16 protein-coding genes are annotated in these 14,745 nt (G+C 64.9%); 6 read left to right on the top strand and 10 right to left on the bottom strand.

The features are described 5' to 3' along the window. The first annotated feature begins 58 nt into the window (after positions 1–58). Both SynA1544_RS13925 and SynA1544_RS13920 read left to right on the top strand, forming a co-directional pair. On the top strand, positions 59–601 hold the full coding sequence (locus SynA1544_RS13925; RefSeq protein WP_115009846.1) for a SprT family zinc-dependent metalloprotease: 543 nt from the start codon (positions 59–61) through the stop codon (positions 599–601). Positions 602–706: 105 nt separating this feature from the next. Beyond that, positions 707–1,240 carry a hypothetical protein gene (locus SynA1544_RS13920; RefSeq protein ID WP_186514267.1) on the top strand — a complete coding sequence of 178 codons (534 nt, stop codon included), beginning with the start codon at positions 707–709 and terminating at the stop codon, positions 1,238–1,240. Here the strand turns inward: SynA1544_RS13920 and SynA1544_RS13915 are convergent. From SynA1544_RS13915 to SynA1544_RS13885, 7 genes are all read right to left on the bottom strand, one after another. Then, positions 1,237–1,674 carry a hypothetical protein gene (locus tag SynA1544_RS13915; RefSeq protein ID WP_186514265.1) on the bottom strand — a complete coding sequence of 146 codons (438 nt, stop codon included), beginning with the start codon at positions 1,672–1,674 and terminating at the stop codon, positions 1,237–1,239. The two genes, SynA1544_RS13920 and SynA1544_RS13915, sit on opposite strands and share 4 nt — an antisense overlap. A 90-nt stretch (positions 1,675–1,764) precedes the next feature. Next, a complete protein-coding gene (locus SynA1544_RS13910) occupies positions 1,765–2,364 on the bottom strand; it encodes a chorismate lyase (protein WP_186515598.1) in 600 nt (199 codons plus the stop codon). Further along, positions 2,361–2,996 (bottom strand): pilus assembly protein PilZ, encoded by a 636-nt coding sequence (locus SynA1544_RS13905; protein ID WP_186514263.1) that lies wholly within the window; start codon positions 2,994–2,996, stop codon positions 2,361–2,363. The genes SynA1544_RS13910 and SynA1544_RS13905 overlap by 4 nt, the downstream gene beginning before the upstream one ends. 81 nt (positions 2,997–3,077) lie before the next feature. Continuing rightward, a complete protein-coding gene (gene mnmG, locus SynA1544_RS13900; RefSeq protein WP_186514256.1) occupies positions 3,078–5,009 on the bottom strand; it encodes a tRNA uridine-5-carboxymethylaminomethyl(34) synthesis enzyme MnmG in 1,932 nt (643 codons plus the stop codon). Between the two features lie 21 nt (positions 5,010–5,030). Then, positions 5,031–6,437 carry a replicative DNA helicase gene (gene dnaB / locus SynA1544_RS13895; RefSeq protein WP_186514254.1) on the bottom strand — a complete coding sequence of 469 codons (1,407 nt, stop codon included), beginning with the start codon at positions 6,435–6,437 and terminating at the stop codon, positions 5,031–5,033. 71 nt (positions 6,438–6,508) lie between these two features. Next, on the bottom strand, positions 6,509–6,967 hold the full coding sequence (rplI, locus tag SynA1544_RS13890) for a 50S ribosomal protein L9 (RefSeq protein ID WP_186514252.1): 459 nt from the start codon (positions 6,965–6,967) through the stop codon (positions 6,509–6,511). Positions 6,968–7,044: 77 nt separating this feature from the next. Next, positions 7,045–7,902 (bottom strand): acyl-CoA desaturase, encoded by an 858-nt coding sequence (locus SynA1544_RS13885; RefSeq protein ID WP_369792014.1) that lies wholly within the window; start codon positions 7,900–7,902, stop codon positions 7,045–7,047. A 201-nt stretch (positions 7,903–8,103) separates the two neighbouring features. On the opposite strand from SynA1544_RS13885, the gene SynA1544_RS13880 reads away from it, so the two are divergent. The 4 genes from SynA1544_RS13880 (at position 8,104) to SynA1544_RS13865 (ending at position 13,137) form a co-directional block, all read left to right on the top strand. Beyond that, positions 8,104–9,396, top strand: coding sequence for a methionine gamma-lyase family protein (locus tag SynA1544_RS13880; protein ID WP_186514249.1), 1,293 nt, complete (start codon positions 8,104–8,106; stop codon positions 9,394–9,396). Positions 9,397–9,406: 10 nt separating this feature from the next. Continuing rightward, on the top strand, positions 9,407–9,796 hold the full coding sequence (gene gcvH / locus SynA1544_RS13875) for a glycine cleavage system protein GcvH (RefSeq protein ID WP_115081278.1): 390 nt from the start codon (positions 9,407–9,409) through the stop codon (positions 9,794–9,796). An 86-nt stretch (positions 9,797–9,882) separates the two neighbouring features. Beyond that, the gene (gcvP, locus tag SynA1544_RS13870) at positions 9,883–12,753 is read left to right on the top strand and encodes an aminomethyl-transferring glycine dehydrogenase (protein ID WP_186514248.1); all 2,871 of its coding nucleotides are present in this window, start codon (positions 9,883–9,885) and stop codon (positions 12,751–12,753) included. 129 nt (positions 12,754–12,882) lie between these two features. Further along, the gene (locus SynA1544_RS13865) at positions 12,883–13,137 is read left to right on the top strand and encodes a hypothetical protein (RefSeq protein WP_011365460.1); all 255 of its coding nucleotides are present in this window, start codon (positions 12,883–12,885) and stop codon (positions 13,135–13,137) included. A 2-nt stretch (positions 13,138–13,139) separates the two neighbouring features. Here SynA1544_RS13865 and SynA1544_RS13860 read toward each other — a convergent pair whose 3' ends face one another. From SynA1544_RS13860 to SynA1544_RS13850, 3 genes are all read right to left on the bottom strand, one after another. After that, entirely contained in the window at positions 13,140–13,346 is a 207-nt protein-coding gene (locus SynA1544_RS13860; RefSeq protein ID WP_011365459.1) for a hypothetical protein, read from the bottom strand. 89 nt (positions 13,347–13,435) lie between these two features. Beyond that, positions 13,436–14,191: a pirin-like bicupin family protein gene (locus SynA1544_RS13855; RefSeq protein ID WP_186514247.1), complete on the bottom strand. Its 756-nt coding sequence runs from the start codon at positions 14,189–14,191 to the stop codon at positions 13,436–13,438. A gap of 8 nt (positions 14,192–14,199) precedes the next feature. After that, on the bottom strand, positions 14,200–14,715 hold the full coding sequence (locus tag SynA1544_RS13850; protein ID WP_186514243.1) for an NADPH-dependent FMN reductase: 516 nt from the start codon (positions 14,713–14,715) through the stop codon (positions 14,200–14,202). Positions 14,716–14,745: the final 30 nt, after the last annotated feature.

The raw sequence follows: 14,745 nt of genomic DNA, 5'->3' as shown, positions 1-14,745 counted from the left end.
CCGAGTCTGACTGACCACGGCAGGATGGCGCTGATTCGGATCTCCTCCCCCCCTTTCTGTGCCTTTGCAGCCGCTGCTGCCGTTGTTTCATCGCCTCAACCGGGAGCATTTCGGCGGTGCTCTGGTGGATGGGGGTCAGCCGCTGACGGCGGTGCGCTGGAGCGATGGGCGGATGAGCCGCACGGCGGGGTTCTACCGCCGTGGCCCCGGTGTGGGTGAGGGCCGCGGCAGCGAGATCGTGCTGTCGCGTCCGGTGCTCGAGCCATTGCCTCAGATCGCCACGGAAAGCACCCTCTGCCACGAGATGATCCACGCCTGGGTGGATCTGGTGCAGCGTCGCCGCGAAAGCCACGGGCCGCTGTTCCGGGCTCGGATGGCCGCCATCAATGCGGCCCAGAGCCGGTTTCAGGTGAGCATCCGCCACAGCTATCCGGTGCCGCCCCGACCGCCCCGCTGGCTGGCGGTCTGTCCCCGTTGCGGCCGCCGCACCCCCTGCCGAAGGCGCACACGCAATGCCGCTTGCCGGGCCTGTTGCGTCGAGCATTTCCATGGCCGCTGGGATGCCAGCTGCGTGCTCAGTTATGTGGAGGCGGAGGGCTAGATGGAGGTGTTCTGGCTCACCCTGGAGTGCGGCGGTGTGGTGATTGTGTTGCTGGGATTGCGGCGGGAGCAGTGGTTGCGCCGCCGCCGTCGGTAACGTCAGGGGATGGAGGAGCGCTTCGATCGGTTGGACCGGTTCCGTGATCAGCGGGATCGCCGTCTCGACCAGTTCTTGGAAACCGGCCGTCAGCTCGTGGATGGGGTCTCTGGCCGGCGACCCGGACAACGGCCCGGAGGGCGGCGCTCTGGTTTGGATCTCGATTCGGTGGGCCGCTGGGTTGGCGAAAAAGTCGAGTGGCTGCTGGAAGAGGACGACGACTGGCAGGAGCCCTGGCAAGACGCTGGCCGTGGCCGTCCAGAGCCCGCGCGTTCGATGCGTTCTGCTCGGCGCCCCCTTGAGGCGATCTCACGCCGGAGTCGCCGCGGAGCAGCAGGGCAAGCTCCAGCGCCCCCATCAAGACCACCTGTGGCTCAGGAGTTCAACGCTGATCCTGGTGAGTGGCCGGAGGACGACAGCTTCCGGGTGCAGCGCTGGTCGCGCTCTGCCCAGCCGGCAGCACGTCCGGAGCCCGAAGCCAGCCCCAATCCAGCGGGCTCCCGCCGGGGCTTGCCGCGCTCCAGCCGCCGCCGGATCGACTAATGCCTCGCGTGCAATGAACGCGGGCTGACCCGGTAGCGGCAGCCCCGTGCAGCGAGCTGGTGGTTCACATCCTCGAGCAGCTCTCCGGGCATCTCTTCGGCCATCTGGTCCGCTGTGGCGGTGATCGATGGGGATCCCACCTGCAGCGCTTCCAGCAGTTGGGTCCACTGCTCCACTTGCAGGGTGCGGCTCATCGGTTCATAGCCCTTCTGTTCCAGCAGCTGGCTGCAGACCGTGCGGTTCCAGAGCACCGTGCGTCCCTGGCCATGGGGGCCAGTCTGCATGGCGGCGTTGGCGTCGAGGGCGCTTTGGGTGGGGCGGCCCCGCCTGTCACGCCAGCCTTGATGTTCGAGGGTCTTGCCGCAGTGAATCGCCGAAATGCCGTAGATCCGACCGAGGTCGGTGAGGCTGAGCCAGGAGGTGGTGGCAGCCATGACACGGTGCACCGAATTGGTCACATCTTCCTGTGAGCACAACTAATGGCAAGTTGTCAAGAGCAAATCCCAACAAACCCGCAGGTTTGTTCATGAATTTTGTTGAAACTCCTGGCGCAGGGTGGGCCCGAGCCAGGTTTCGAGTTGCGGGCTGAACACTTCGCGAATCACGGTGAGGGCCTTGCCCTGGCGGAAGAAGCGGTAATGGCGGCTCCAGTAGGGGCCGCGATGGCCAAAGGTCTGGTCGAGCCAGTCCCCTTCCACCAGCGCCAAGCCATCCACCTCACGGAACAGCTCGGAACGCCCTTCGGTGAGGCTTTTCCAGATCGGCTGGTTGCGGTCCCGCAGGTGCCAATCCGCTTCGGCCTGGTTCCACCAGCTCTCGGCCCAGGCCAGCGGGGTGCCGCCGCAGGTGAGCCACACCTGGCGGCGCAGCAGTGGTGCCATCAATTCCTTCACCTCCTCAGGTGCCCCGGGGTGGTCGGTTTGGTCGGCCTCCATGGCGATCAGATCCACGGCAACGGGCAAACCGGTGAGCAGGCGCAGGTGGCGGGTTGGGCTGCCATCGCCCAGCAGCATCAGCCGCCAGGGGCCGGGCAGTTGACGCGGCCCCTCCGCTGAGAGCACCGCATCGGTGGGGGCTTGCCAGAGCTGGTGCGGGGATGGGTGAAGACGGGGGGTGGGGTTCAGAACAGTCCTCCCACCGAGAGGGTTTGGCGTTGGCCGTTGCGGCTGATCACGGCACCGCTGTCGGTGACCTCGCTGAGCACCCAGCCGCTGCTACCGATCGCTTCACCGATGCCGGCGGACACCGATCCCTGCCCCAGTTGAAAAATGGCGGAACTGCTGCCACCGGGGCCCTTCACCACACCGGTGAGTTGCGGGATCGGTCCCATCGGTGCCAATGCCTGATCGCTGCCCAGGGGCTCAACCGTCAATGGCTGTTGGATCGGTGGTTGTTGGATCGGCACGGTCAGCGGTTCGAGGCTTTGGATGGCAAGGGAGGCCTCCGAGGGCGTTGCCATCTCTCCTGCTCGGCTTTCTTGGGCCGCCACTTGCTCGCGCAGCTGCTCGATCAGGGCGGCGTTTTGCTTCCGTTCCAGCTCCAGGCGGGAGCGTTGCAGGCTGCTCACCAGCCAGGCGCTGCAGATCACGCCGGCAACGGCGATGCCACTGATCAGCGGCAGCAGCCAGGTGGAGGGGGAGCGGCGTTCGCTGGGTTCGCTTGGTTTGGTTGTTGGTTCGTGCACATCCACATCCACCGGCACCAGGTGCGGCTGGCTTGGGGCGGTGACCGTCTCGCGGTCGAACACGTTGTCCATCACCTGCTCAGCCCGCAGGTTCCAATAGGCTCGTGAGGTGGGAACCCGGGTTGGCACTGCAAAGGTTTCAGGAGTCCAACGCTATCGAGCTTCTGCAGTTGGGGCGAGGGGTTGGCGTTCCCTTTGCTGCAGTTCCAGCCACATCAGCAGGGCGGTGATGTCGGCTTTGCTGACGCCGGGGATGCGGCTGGCCTGCCCCAGGGTGCTGGGTTGAATCGCCGTGAGCTTTTCGCGGGCTTCATTGGAGAGGGTGCCGATGCCTGCGTAGTTGAGATCGGCCGGTAGCTTGCGCTGGCTCTGGCGTTTCACCTGGTCGATCTGCTGCTGCTGCCGTTGCAGGTAGCCGCTGTATTTGATGTCGATCTCGGCGCCTTCGCGCACGGGCAGGGGTAGATCGGCATCGGCCAGGCCATGGCGCACCAGATCCGCGGCGTGCATGCCAGGCCGGCGCAGCAGGTCGGCCAGGGTGATCGAGCCTTTGATCGCTGCACCGGTTTCCTCTTCCACCGCCGGGGCCACCGGATCGCTCACCTTGAGCCGCACGGTTTCGAGGCGCTGCTTTTCGCCCTCCATCGCCTGGAGTTTGTCTTCGAACAGCTGCCAGCGCCGGTCGTCGATCAGGCCCAGCTCACGGCCCAATGGCGTCAGGCGGCGGTCGGCGTTGTCACCCCGCAGGATCAGGCGGTATTCGCTGCGGCTGGTGAGCACCCGGTAGGGCTCGCGCAGGTCTTTGCTCACCAGATCGTCGATCATCGTGCCGATGTAGCTGCCCTCTCGGGGGAAGTGCACCGGCTCCTGGCCGCCGATCAGGCGGGCGACGTTGACGCCGGCCACCAGGCCCTGGGCGGCGGCTTCTTCATAGCCCGTGGTGCCATTGAGCTGGCCGGCGCTGAACAGGCCGCTCACCCGCTTGGTTTCCAGGGAAGGCTTGAGCTGGGTGGCGGGCAGGTAGTCGTAATCCACCGAGTAGGCCGGCCGCAGCATCACGGCGTGCTCCAGGCCCGGCAGGCTGCGCAGCAGCTGCAGCTGGATCGGTTCCGGCAGGCCGGTGGAGAAGCCCTGCACATAGATCTCTGGGGTGTCGCGCCCCTCCGGCTCGAGGAAGATCTGGTGGCTGTCCTTGTCCGCGAAGCGAACGATCTTGTCTTCGATTGAGGGGCAGTAGCGCGGACCTTTGCTGTCGATCACACCGCCGTAGATGGCGGTGAGGTGCAGGTTGTCGCGGATCAGCTGATGGGTTTCGGCGGTGGTGCGGGTGATGTGGCAGCTCATCTGCTCACCGCTCACCCAGGCGGCCGGGTCAAAGGAGAAGAAGCGATCGGCCGCATCACTGGGCTGCTCCTCCAGTTGATCGAGCGCGATGCTGCGCCGGTCCACCCGGGCTGGGGTACCGGTTTTGAGCCGGTCGGTCTGGAAGCCGAGCTGCTGCAGCGCTTCGGTGAGGCCTTCGGCGGCCTGCTCTCCGGCGCGGCCGGCGGCCATCGATTGATGCCCCACCCAGATGCGGCCGCCGAGGAAGGTGCCGGCGGTGAGGATCACTGCGTCAGCGCCGTAGACGCTGCCGAAATAGGTGCGGATGCCACTGATGCGTTGCTGGTCCCCTTCGCCGCTGGTTTCCAGGCCGGTCACCATCGCTTCGCGCAGGGCGAGGTTGGGGGTGTGCTGCAGCAGCTGCAGCATCTGGCGGGAATAAAGGCGCTTGTCGGTCTGGGCGCGCAGGGCCCACACCGCCGGGCCGCGGCTGGCGTTGAGGATGCGCTTCTGGATCGCGGTGGCATCGGCCAGGCGTCCGATTACGCCGCCGAGGGCATCCACTTCATGGACGAGCTGGCTTTTGGCGGGGCCGCCGACGGCCGGATTGCAGGGCTGCCAAGCGATGCGATCGAGATTGAGGCTGAACAGGGCGGTGTTCAGGCCCAGGCGGGCGGCGGTGATCGCCGCTTCACAACCGGCATGGCCGCCGCCGACCACGATCACGTCGAAGGATTCGGTTGGGGCGGCGCTGAAGCTCATGGCTTCATTATCTGATCTGGTTCAGGCCGCCAGGTTGCGGAAGCGGGTGAACTGCGGCTCGAACAGCAGCTTCACCGTGCCCACCGGACCGTTGCGGTGCTTGGTCACGATCACTTCGGTGATGCCGCGGTCGGGAGTTTCCGGGTTGTAGTACTCGTCGCGGTAGATCATCAGCACCAGGTCGGCGTCCTGCTCGATCGAGCCCGATTCCCGCAGGTCGCTCAGCATCGGTCGCTTGTTGGTGCGTGCCTCCACACCCCGGCTCAGCTGGGAGAGGGCAATCACCGGCACGTTCAATTCCCGGGCCATCTGCTTCAGCCCCCGGGTGATGCGCGACAGCTCCTGCACCCGGTTGTCGGAGCCCGAGCCTTCCATCAGCTGCAGGTAGTCGATCATCACCAACCCCAGTTCCTTGCCTTGTTCGGCCATCAGCCGCCGGCAGAGCGAGCGCATCTCCAGCACGCCGGAGTTGGGTTTGTCGTCGATGAAGATCGGAAGTTGCCCCAGACTGTTGATGCCCTGGCCCAGCAGCGGCCATTCCTCCTGCTGCAGCCGGCCGGTGCGCAGCCGGCCCGCTTCGATGCCCACTTCCATCGAGAGCAAGCGGTAGGTGAGCTGTTCCTTGCTCATCTCCAGGGAGAACAGGCACACCGGCATGTCGTGCAGCTGGGCCACGTTTTTGGCCAGGTTCAGCGCGATCGAGGTTTTGCCCATGGCTGGCCGGCCCGCCACGATGATTAAATCGCTGCGCTGCAGGCCCTGGGTCATCGCATCCAGGTCGTAGAAGTTCACCGGGATGCCGGCCACCGAGGTTCCCAGTGAGCGGCTCTCGATCTCCTCAAAGGTCTGAGTGAGGATCTCGGCTGTGGGGGTGAGTCCCTTGGAAGGTTTCTCCTGGCTGATGGCAAAGATCTTCTGTTCCGCCTGATCCAGCACCTGCTCCATTGGCAGGCTCTGATCAAAGCCCAGCTTGATCACTTCGTTGCCGGAGCGGATCAGCTGCCGGCGAAGGAACTTGTCCATCACCAGCCGGGCCACCTGCTCGATCGAGGCGGTGGACGGCACCCGCTCCACCAGCTCCACCAGTCGGTTGTTGCCGCCCACCTTCTCGAGGGCGCCGGTGTCGGCCAGCCAGGCACTCATGGCGGTGAGATCCGTCGGCTTGCCCTGGCCGTGCAGCATCAGGGCGGTGCGGAAGATCTCACGGTGGGCGTTCAGATAAAACGCTTCCGGCTGCAGCACATCGGCCACACGCCCGATCGCATCGGGATCCAGCAGGATGCCGCCCAGCACTGCTTCCTCCGCCTCAAGGTTCTGGGGCGGAAGCGAATCGGGCAGAGCCTCGAAATTGGGCTCGTCGTCGCGGCGGCCCTGGCCAAAACCACGGCGCCCCCCATCGTTGTTCTCTGGTAGGGGGGCGCTCACCATGGCGGCAGGGCCTGAAGCGAAGGGATCACACTTTGGCTCGAATGAGCCGTTTGAGTGTCAATTGACAGCGATCAGTAGCCGACCACTTCCAGGTTGATCTCAGCGGTGACTTCGGTGTGCAGCTTCACCGTCACGGTGTACTTACCGGTGCGGTGGATCTCAGGCACCAGGATGTCGCGGCGGTCGATCTCTTTCTTGGTGGCGGTTTCGATGGCTTCTGCCACGTCACCGTTGGTGACGGTGCCGAACAGCACGTTGTCTTCACCGGTCTGCTTCTTCACGGTGAAGCGACCAATGGTGGAGAGGGCGGTCTTGAAGTCGATGGCTTCTTGCTTCAGGGCGGCCTGACGCTCAGCTTCCTTGGCACGGCGGTGCTCCACCTGCTTCATCACAGCAGGGGTGAGGGGCACTGCTTTGCCGAAGGGCAGCAGGAAGTTACGGGCGTAACCAGGAGCCACTTCCACCAGGTCTCCGTCCTTGCCGAGGCTGAGGACGTCCTCATTCAGAACGACTTGTACACGCTTAGGCATGGGACCGGTATGAAGGATGGAGACGGGTGCGATCGACCACGTTACGACGTGGCCGGTTGTTGAAGGTGTTTTGAGCCTCAGGAGGCTCCGGGGACGTAGCGGGCCGTGCGAATCCGGCTGGCCAGTCCGAGGCGCTTGAGCAGGCGCACATGCTGCCAGGTGAGATCGAACTCAAACCAGCGCAAACCGTGGCGTGCACTGGCCGGATGGGCGTGGTGGTTGTTGTGCCAACCCTCACCGAAGGAGAGCAGTGCCACCCACCAGCAGTTGCGGGAGAGGTCGGGGCAATCGAAATTGCGGTAGCCGAAGGCGTGGGTGGCGGAGTTCACCAGCCAAGTCACGTGATACACGACCACGAGGCGCAGAGGAATGGCCCACAGCACCAGGCCAAGGCCACCGCCATGCACCTGGGCGGCTTCACCGAACCAGTAGAGCCCGAGGCCCAGGGGGATCTGCAGCAGCAGGAACCAGCGGTCGAGCCAGCGGTAGAAGGGGTCGCACTGCAGGTCGCCGGCGTAGCGGTCGAGTTCCTTCAGGGCCGGGATGTCGTGCAGCATCCACTCGCTGTGGGCCCACCACAGGCCACGGCCAGCGTCGTGGTGATCAGTGGGCTGATCCGAAAAACGGTGGTGATGGCGGTGCAGACCCACCCATTCGATCGGGCCGCTCTGGCAGGCCAGGGTGCCCATCAGCACCAGGATGCGCTCAACCCACACAGGCACCACCAGGCTGCGGTGCGCCACCAGACGGTGCAGGCCCAGGGTGACGCCCAGCACCGTCATCCAATAGAGAACTCCGAAGGCCACAACGCCCTGCCAGCTCCAGAAGCGCGGCAGCAGCGCCACGGTGGCGAGCACGTGCATCACCAGCATGAAGCTGGTGGTTCCCATCTTGAATTTGCGCTGACGCGCGGGCAGTCGGTCGCGCGGTGCCATCACCGCGGCCCGCTGCCGAAGCTCGCGGTTGTCAGCTGTTTGCGAGGAAACCAAGCGGATTCTCCTTGGATTGACAAAGCCGCTCAGACAGGAAAACCAGGGAGCGGATGGTGCCGTTAATGACAGAAATCTAAAGGAGTTGCCGCATCGCAGCGGCTTCCCGAGTTGTGAATTCTGGCGTTGGCCAGGGTTTAGGAAGGCATGACATCCGTCAGGCAAGTGGTGATCAGTGCGTTTGCAGAGGACCTGATCAACGCGGTGGCGCGGGAGCAGGCCGACCTGGCTGCAGCGAGGACGGCGGCGGTGGAGCAACGCCTGCAGCGCGTGTTGGAGGCCTTGGCGGCGGAGCGCGTTGGCACCCAGCACTTTGCGTCGCTCACCGGTTACGGCCACGGGGATCAGGGGCGCGAGGTGGTGGATCGGGTTTTTGCCCGGGTGCTGGGGGCTGAAGCCGCTGCGGTGCGCCTGCAATTCGTCAGTGGCACCCACGCCATCGCCGCCGCGCTGTTCGGGGTGCTGCGGCCCGGGGATCGTCTGCTTTCGATCACAGGTCGTCCCTACGACACCCTTGAGGAGGTGATCGGTCTGCGCGGCAAGGGCCAGGGTTCCCTGGCGGAATTCGGGGTTGCCTACGACGAAATCGATCTGCAGCCGGATGGGGCGGTGGATCAGGCGGCCTTGAACCAGGCCCTGGAGCAGCCCTGCCGAATGGTGCTGATCCAGCGCAGCTGTGGCTACAGCTGGCGTCCGTCGGTCACGGTTGAACAGATCGCCGGGCTGTGTGAGCGCATCCATGCCCGCCAGCCCGACTGCGTTGTGTTTGTCGACAACTGTTACGGCGAGCTGGTGCAAGAGCAGGAACCGACGGCGGTTGGGGCGGATCTGATCGCTGGATCGTTGATCAAGAACCTCGGCGGCACCATCGCCCCCACCGGCGGCTACATCGCTGGACGGGCCGATCTGGTGGAGCAGGCCTGCTGCCGGCTCACGGCGCCGGGCATCGGCAGTGAGGGCGGCACGGGATTTGACCTGCAGCGGCTGGTGCTGCAGGGGCTGTTCCTGGCACCGCAGATGGTGTCGGAGGCCTTGATTGGTGCCGATCTGGTGGCGGGGGTGTTTGAGCGGCTGGGATTTCCTGTGAATCCAGCGCCCGGGGCGGTGCGCAGCGATTTGATTCAGGCGGTGCGGCTGGGCAGTCCCGATGCCCTCAAGGTGGTGTGCCGTGCCTTCCAGGCGATGTCGCCGATCGGGGCCTACCTCGATCCAGTGCCGGCCTCGATGCCGGGCTATGCCTCGGATCTGGTGATGGCCGGGGGGACCTTCATCGACGGTTCCACCAGTGAATTTTCGGCCGATGCGCCGCTGCGGGAACCGTTCAACCTCTATGTGCAGGGCGGCACCCATCGCGCCCACATCCGCCTGGCCCTCTCCCGTGCGTTGTGTGACCTCAATGCGGCAGGACTGATCAATCTCCCGCAGACTGGGACCACCTGAAACTGCCTCGATGGCGTTCGCGTTCCCCGACTCTTTTCGCTTCGCCGACAGCCATGAGTACGCCAATGCCGATGGCGAGCTGGTGCGGGTGGGCATCAGTGCCTTCGCCGTTGATCAGCTGGGCGACATCGTGTTCGTGGATCTACCGGATGTGGGCGCCAGCCTGGCGAAGGGCACCAGCTTTGGCTCGGTGGAGTCGGTGAAGGCCGTGGAAGACATGTATGCACCGATTGCCGGTGAGGTGGTGCAACGCAATGAAGCGGTGCTGGCCAGTCCGGAGGAACTGCAGAACGACCCCCACGGTGAGGGCTGGCTGCTGGTGCTGCGTCCGTCGGACCCCTCCGAGCTCGACAGCTTGATGACCGCCGAGGCCTACGGCGCCAAGGTCAACGCCGGCTGACATCAGCGCTGGCTGTCATCAACGTTGGCTCTCATCAGCGCCGGGGCTTCGCTCTTACGATCGTCCGGCGGGCTGTGCATTCGACGTTGACTTCTCCTTTTGCGCAGCGGCATATCGGCCCGAGTGAGGCGGAACAACTCCGCATGCTCAATGCCCTGGGCTACAGCGATCTTCAGGAGTTCATCGCTGATGTCGTGCCCGCCGACATCCTTGATCCCAAGCCGCCGGTTGAGGCCTTGCCCGAGGGTTGCGGGGAGGCGGAGGCCCTCCAACAGTTGAAGCAGTTGAGTGAAACCAACACGCTGCGTCGCTCCCTGATCGGGCTGGGTTACTACGGCACGGCAACCCCGGCCCTGATCCAGCGCCACGTTTTTGAGAATCCGGCCTGGTACACCGCCTACACCCCCTACCAGGCGGAAATCGCCCAGGGTCGTCTGGAGGCCCTGCTCAACTTTCAAACCCTGATCAGTGAGCTCACGGGCTTGCCGATCGCCAACGCGTCGCTGCTCGATGAAGCCACCGCCGCCGCGGAGGCGATGAGTCTCAGCTTCGGGGTGTGCCGTCGCCCTGAAGCGACACGGTTCCTGGTGGACGCCAATGTTTTGCCCCAGACCTGGGCGGTGCTGCAGACCCGCGCTGAACCCCTCGGCATCACCCTCGAGCGGGTCGACCCGGCCACGGCGCCGATCGATGCGTCGGTGTTTGGTGTCCTGCTGCAGTTGCCTGGTGCCGATGGATGCCTCTGGGATCCAACCGCCGTGATCGAAGCGGCCCATGCCGCCGGTGCCTTGGTCACCGTGGCGATCGATCCCCTGGCGCAGACCCTGATGGCGCCCGTGGGATCCCTCGGGGCCGATATTGCCGTGGGCAGCGCCCAACGCCTGGGGGTGCCGATGGGATTTGGTGGTCCTCACGCCGCCTTCTTCGCCACCGTTGAGGCCTACAAGCGCCAGATCCCGGGCCGTCTTGTGGGGCAGTCCAAGGATGCGGAAGGCCGTTCGGCCCTGCGCTTGGCGCTGCAAACCCGTGAGCAGCACATCCGTCGCGACAAGGCCACCAGCAACATCTGCACGGCCCAGGTGCTGCTGGCCGTGATGGCCTCGTTTTATGCGGTGCACCATGGCCCTGATGGTCTGCAGGCCATCGCCCAGCGCATCGCTGGCCTGCGCAGCCAGTTGGAGCAGGGTCTGCGGGCCCTTGGTTATCCGCTGGAGCTGGCCGACCGCTTCGACACCGTCACCGTGCACTGTGCGTCGGCACCGGCTGTGCACCGCGCTGCCGCCGTTGCTGGTTTCAATCTGCGGGTGCTGCCCGATGGTGCAGCACCGGCGGACGCCACCGGATTCGGCATCAGCCTCGATGAGCTCTCGGATCAACAGGAGCTGCAAGCCCTGGTCTCACTGCTGGCGGAGGCCTGCGGTCAGGCCACCCCGCAGCTCGAGGCTGAGCAGCCCCAGTCCCTTTCCCTGCCGCAGCGCAGCCAGCCCTGGCTGAGCCAGCCGGTTTTCCATCAGTACCGCAGCGAATCGGAGCTGTTGCGCTACATCCAGCGGTTGGTGAGCCGCGATCTCTCGCTGGTGCACGGGATGATTCCGTTGGGCAGTTGCACCATGAAGCTCAACGCCGCCGCTGAGCTGCAGCCGGTGAGCTGGCCTGCGTTTGCGGCCTTGCATCCCTTTGCCCCAGCCGATCAGGCCCAGGGCTATCGCCATTTGGCCGACGATCTCGAGCAATGGCTGGCTGCCCTGACGGGCTTTGCCGCCGTGTCGTTGCAGCCCAATGCCGGTTCCCAGGGGGAATACGCCGGGCTGCTGGTGATTCGCGCCTGGCACCGCTCCCGCGGTGAAGCCCATCGCGACATCTGTCTGATTCCCACCAGCGCCCACGGCACCAACCCCGCCAGTGCCGTGATGGCCGGCCTCAAGGTGGTGGCCGTCGCCTGTGATGACGAGGGCAACATCGATCAGCAGGATCTGGCGGCGAAGGCGGCCGAGCACGCCGACCGGCTGGCGGCGCTGATGGTCACCTACCCCTCCACCCACGGCGTGTTTGAAACCGGTATCCGTGAGATCTGCTCGGTGGTGCATCGGAACGGCGGGCAGGTGTACCTCGATGGGGCCAACCTCAATGCCCAGGTGGGGCTGTGCCGTCCTGGTGCTTTCGGTGCCGATGTCTGTCACCTCAACTTGCACAAGACCTTCTGCATCCCCCATGGGGGCGGTGGCCCAGGCGTGGGGCCCATTGGTGTTGCGGCGCATCTGGCGCCCTTCCTGCCGGGGCACCCTTTGCAGGCTGGCGCTGCATCGGCCATCGGTCCGGTGTCCGCAGCTGCGCTCGGTAGCGCCAGCATCCTGCCGATCAGCTGGATGTACCTGCGGATGATGGGGGCGGAGGCCCTGCGGCAGGCCAGTGCCGTGGCGCTGTTGTCGGCCAATTACCTCGCCCATCGGCTTGATGCCTCGTACCCCGTGCTGTTTCGCGGCAGCACCGGCCGGGTGGCCCATGAATGCATCCTTGACCTGCGCCCGCTCAAGCGGGATGCGGGGATCGATGTTGATGACATTGCCAAGCGTTTGATGGACTACGGCTTCCATGCGCCCACCGTCAGCTGGCCGGTGGCTGGCACGGTGATGGTGGAGCCCACCGAAAGCGAAAGCCTGGCGGAGTTGGATCGTTTTGCCGATGCCCTGGTGGCGATCCGCGAGGAGATTCGCGCCATTGAAACCGGCACCAGCGACCCTCAGAACAACCCGCTCAAGCGTGCTCCCCACACCCTGGCGGCCGTCACAGCGGATGCCTGGGATCGTCCCTACAGCCGTCAGCAGGCCGCCTTCCCGATGGAGGGGCAGCAGGAGAGCAAGGTTTGGCCTGCGGTGGCACGGATTGACAACGCCTTTGGTGATCGCAACCTGGTGTGCACCTGTCCTTCGGTGGAAGCGGTGGCTGTGGCGGCTTGAAGCCCGGGTGCAAGGGGTTCAGAGCGTGTAAATTTTCACTGAAAGTGGAAAAATTGGTTTGATTCCGTTCATCGCCCTTGCGAGTTCGGTCAAACTGTTCGACAACTGATTCGTCTGTCGGGGGACACCATGGATCGGGACAACAACAAGAAATCTGCGCTCAGCAGCGTTGAAGGGCCTGCCCTTCCTCAACTTCCTGAGGGTCTGGAATCGGCCTTCAATCGTGGCCATACCTTGTCAATTGAAGGAACCAATGTGATTCGGGTTCCCTTTGGCACGCGCCGTTCCCGTCGCAGCCGCCCCGAGCGGCCCGATCACTGGGCCACCCTGGTGATTCCTTTTCAACCGGTGGGCGATCCCACTCCACCGCCGGCAGCGGCCTGAGTTCAGGCCACGCCGATCTCTGATTCTTCCTGGGCCAGACGCCAGTCCAGCAGGGCTTTGACGTCGGCCAATGAGCAGGTTGGTGTGCGGAAGGGCAGCAAACGCATCGGGCTGCGTTCCGGCCTCACCAGCCAGCTCCGGTTGGTTTGAGGCATCAAAAGAAAGCCGCGGTACCGAACCGAGGCCTCCTGACCGTTCATGAATCCCATCGCTCTAGGGATTGTTTGGAAGTGACCCCGTCATTTCAGGGCACAAGATCTGGTGTCGTGCACTTGCACCAGATCTTTTCCGGATTGCTTCACGCCATGGCAAACAGCAGCACGTCGGCGCGCTCACCGAGGCCGATCAGCTCGCTTTGTGTTGCTGCGTCCTGGATCAGGCCCACCCCATCGCCCCGCCGCAGCGCCTGCTTGGGGGAGGCTTCACGGTTGAGCGTCAGCTCCCCATCAATCACCTGAAGCCAGAGCCATCGCTCCTTGGTGGCGGGCAATGGCAACTGCTGTTGGCGTTGCGGTTGGGCACGCCAGAGGCGCACGGGACGTTCGATGGCCATCGCATCGCCGGTGGCGTCGGGCTCAATCAGGGGCGTCCAGCCCTCGCCGATGGCGAAGGGTTTCTGCTCGTAGGCGGGCTGGATGCCCAGCTGTGCTGGCTCAATCCAGATCTGCAGCAGCCTGCAGGGCGCGCCGGTCTGGTTGATTTCGCTGTGAACGATGCCCCGGCCGGCACTCATCCGTTGCACCTCGCCGGCGTGCAGCACTGCGCTGTTGCCCATCGAGTCGGCATGGCTCAGGGCCCCCTCCACCATCACCGTGATGATTTCCATGTCGCGGTGGGGGTGCATGCCGAACCCCTGGCCTGCAGCAACGGTGTCGTCGTTGATCACCCGCAAGGGGCCGAAGCCCATCCAGTTCGGATCCTGATGGCTGCCGAAGCTGAAGCTGTGCCAGGAATCGAGCCAGTCCAGCTGGCTGTGGAAGCGCTGGTCTGCGGGTCGCAGGATCACGGTGGACGTGGTGGCGTGTTGACCTGTTGGCGGGGCCATCCGGGACATCGAGGTGTTCAGAGTTGGAGGGGTTGCATCTGCAGAAGCCGCTGCACCAGGTCTTTGATGCTGTCGTCCTGGGCTGGTTTGGCGTGGTTGCTCAGCAGCTGACGCCCCACCACCTGGGCCCCGAGGTGGGTGAGCTGGATGCGCAGCGACACCAGCAGTTCCATGCCGCCACCGCCGGAGAAGGTGGCCATGGCGATCGGCCGCCCGTTGAACAGGGATCGGAAGTCGTCGTCGGTCACCGAGAGCCAGGCAATGGCATTGGTGAGCGACGGCGGAATCGAGCCGTTGTATTCCGGGGCGCAGATCACCCAGCGTGGGGTTGCGTGCAGCTGGTCGTGCAGGGCGACAAGGTCAGGGCCCGCCCCTGCTGCCTGGACCCGTGGCGTGAACAGGGGTAGGTCTAGCTGGGTGAGATCGATCAGTTCGGCGCTGGCGTTCTGAGCTGCGGCGGCCTGCACGAAGCGTTCCGCCAGCTTGCGGTTCTCGCCATTGCTCGCCGTCAGAACGATGAGGTCAGAGGGCATGGAGACGGAGGCTCTTGATCGAATCGTGCA

The sequence above is a fragment of the Synechococcus sp. A15-44 genome, from assembly GCF_014280115.1.
Classification (GTDB): domain Bacteria; phylum Cyanobacteriota; class Cyanobacteriia; order PCC-6307; family Cyanobiaceae; genus Parasynechococcus.
This window is presented reverse-complemented; position numbering and strand designations above follow the sequence as displayed.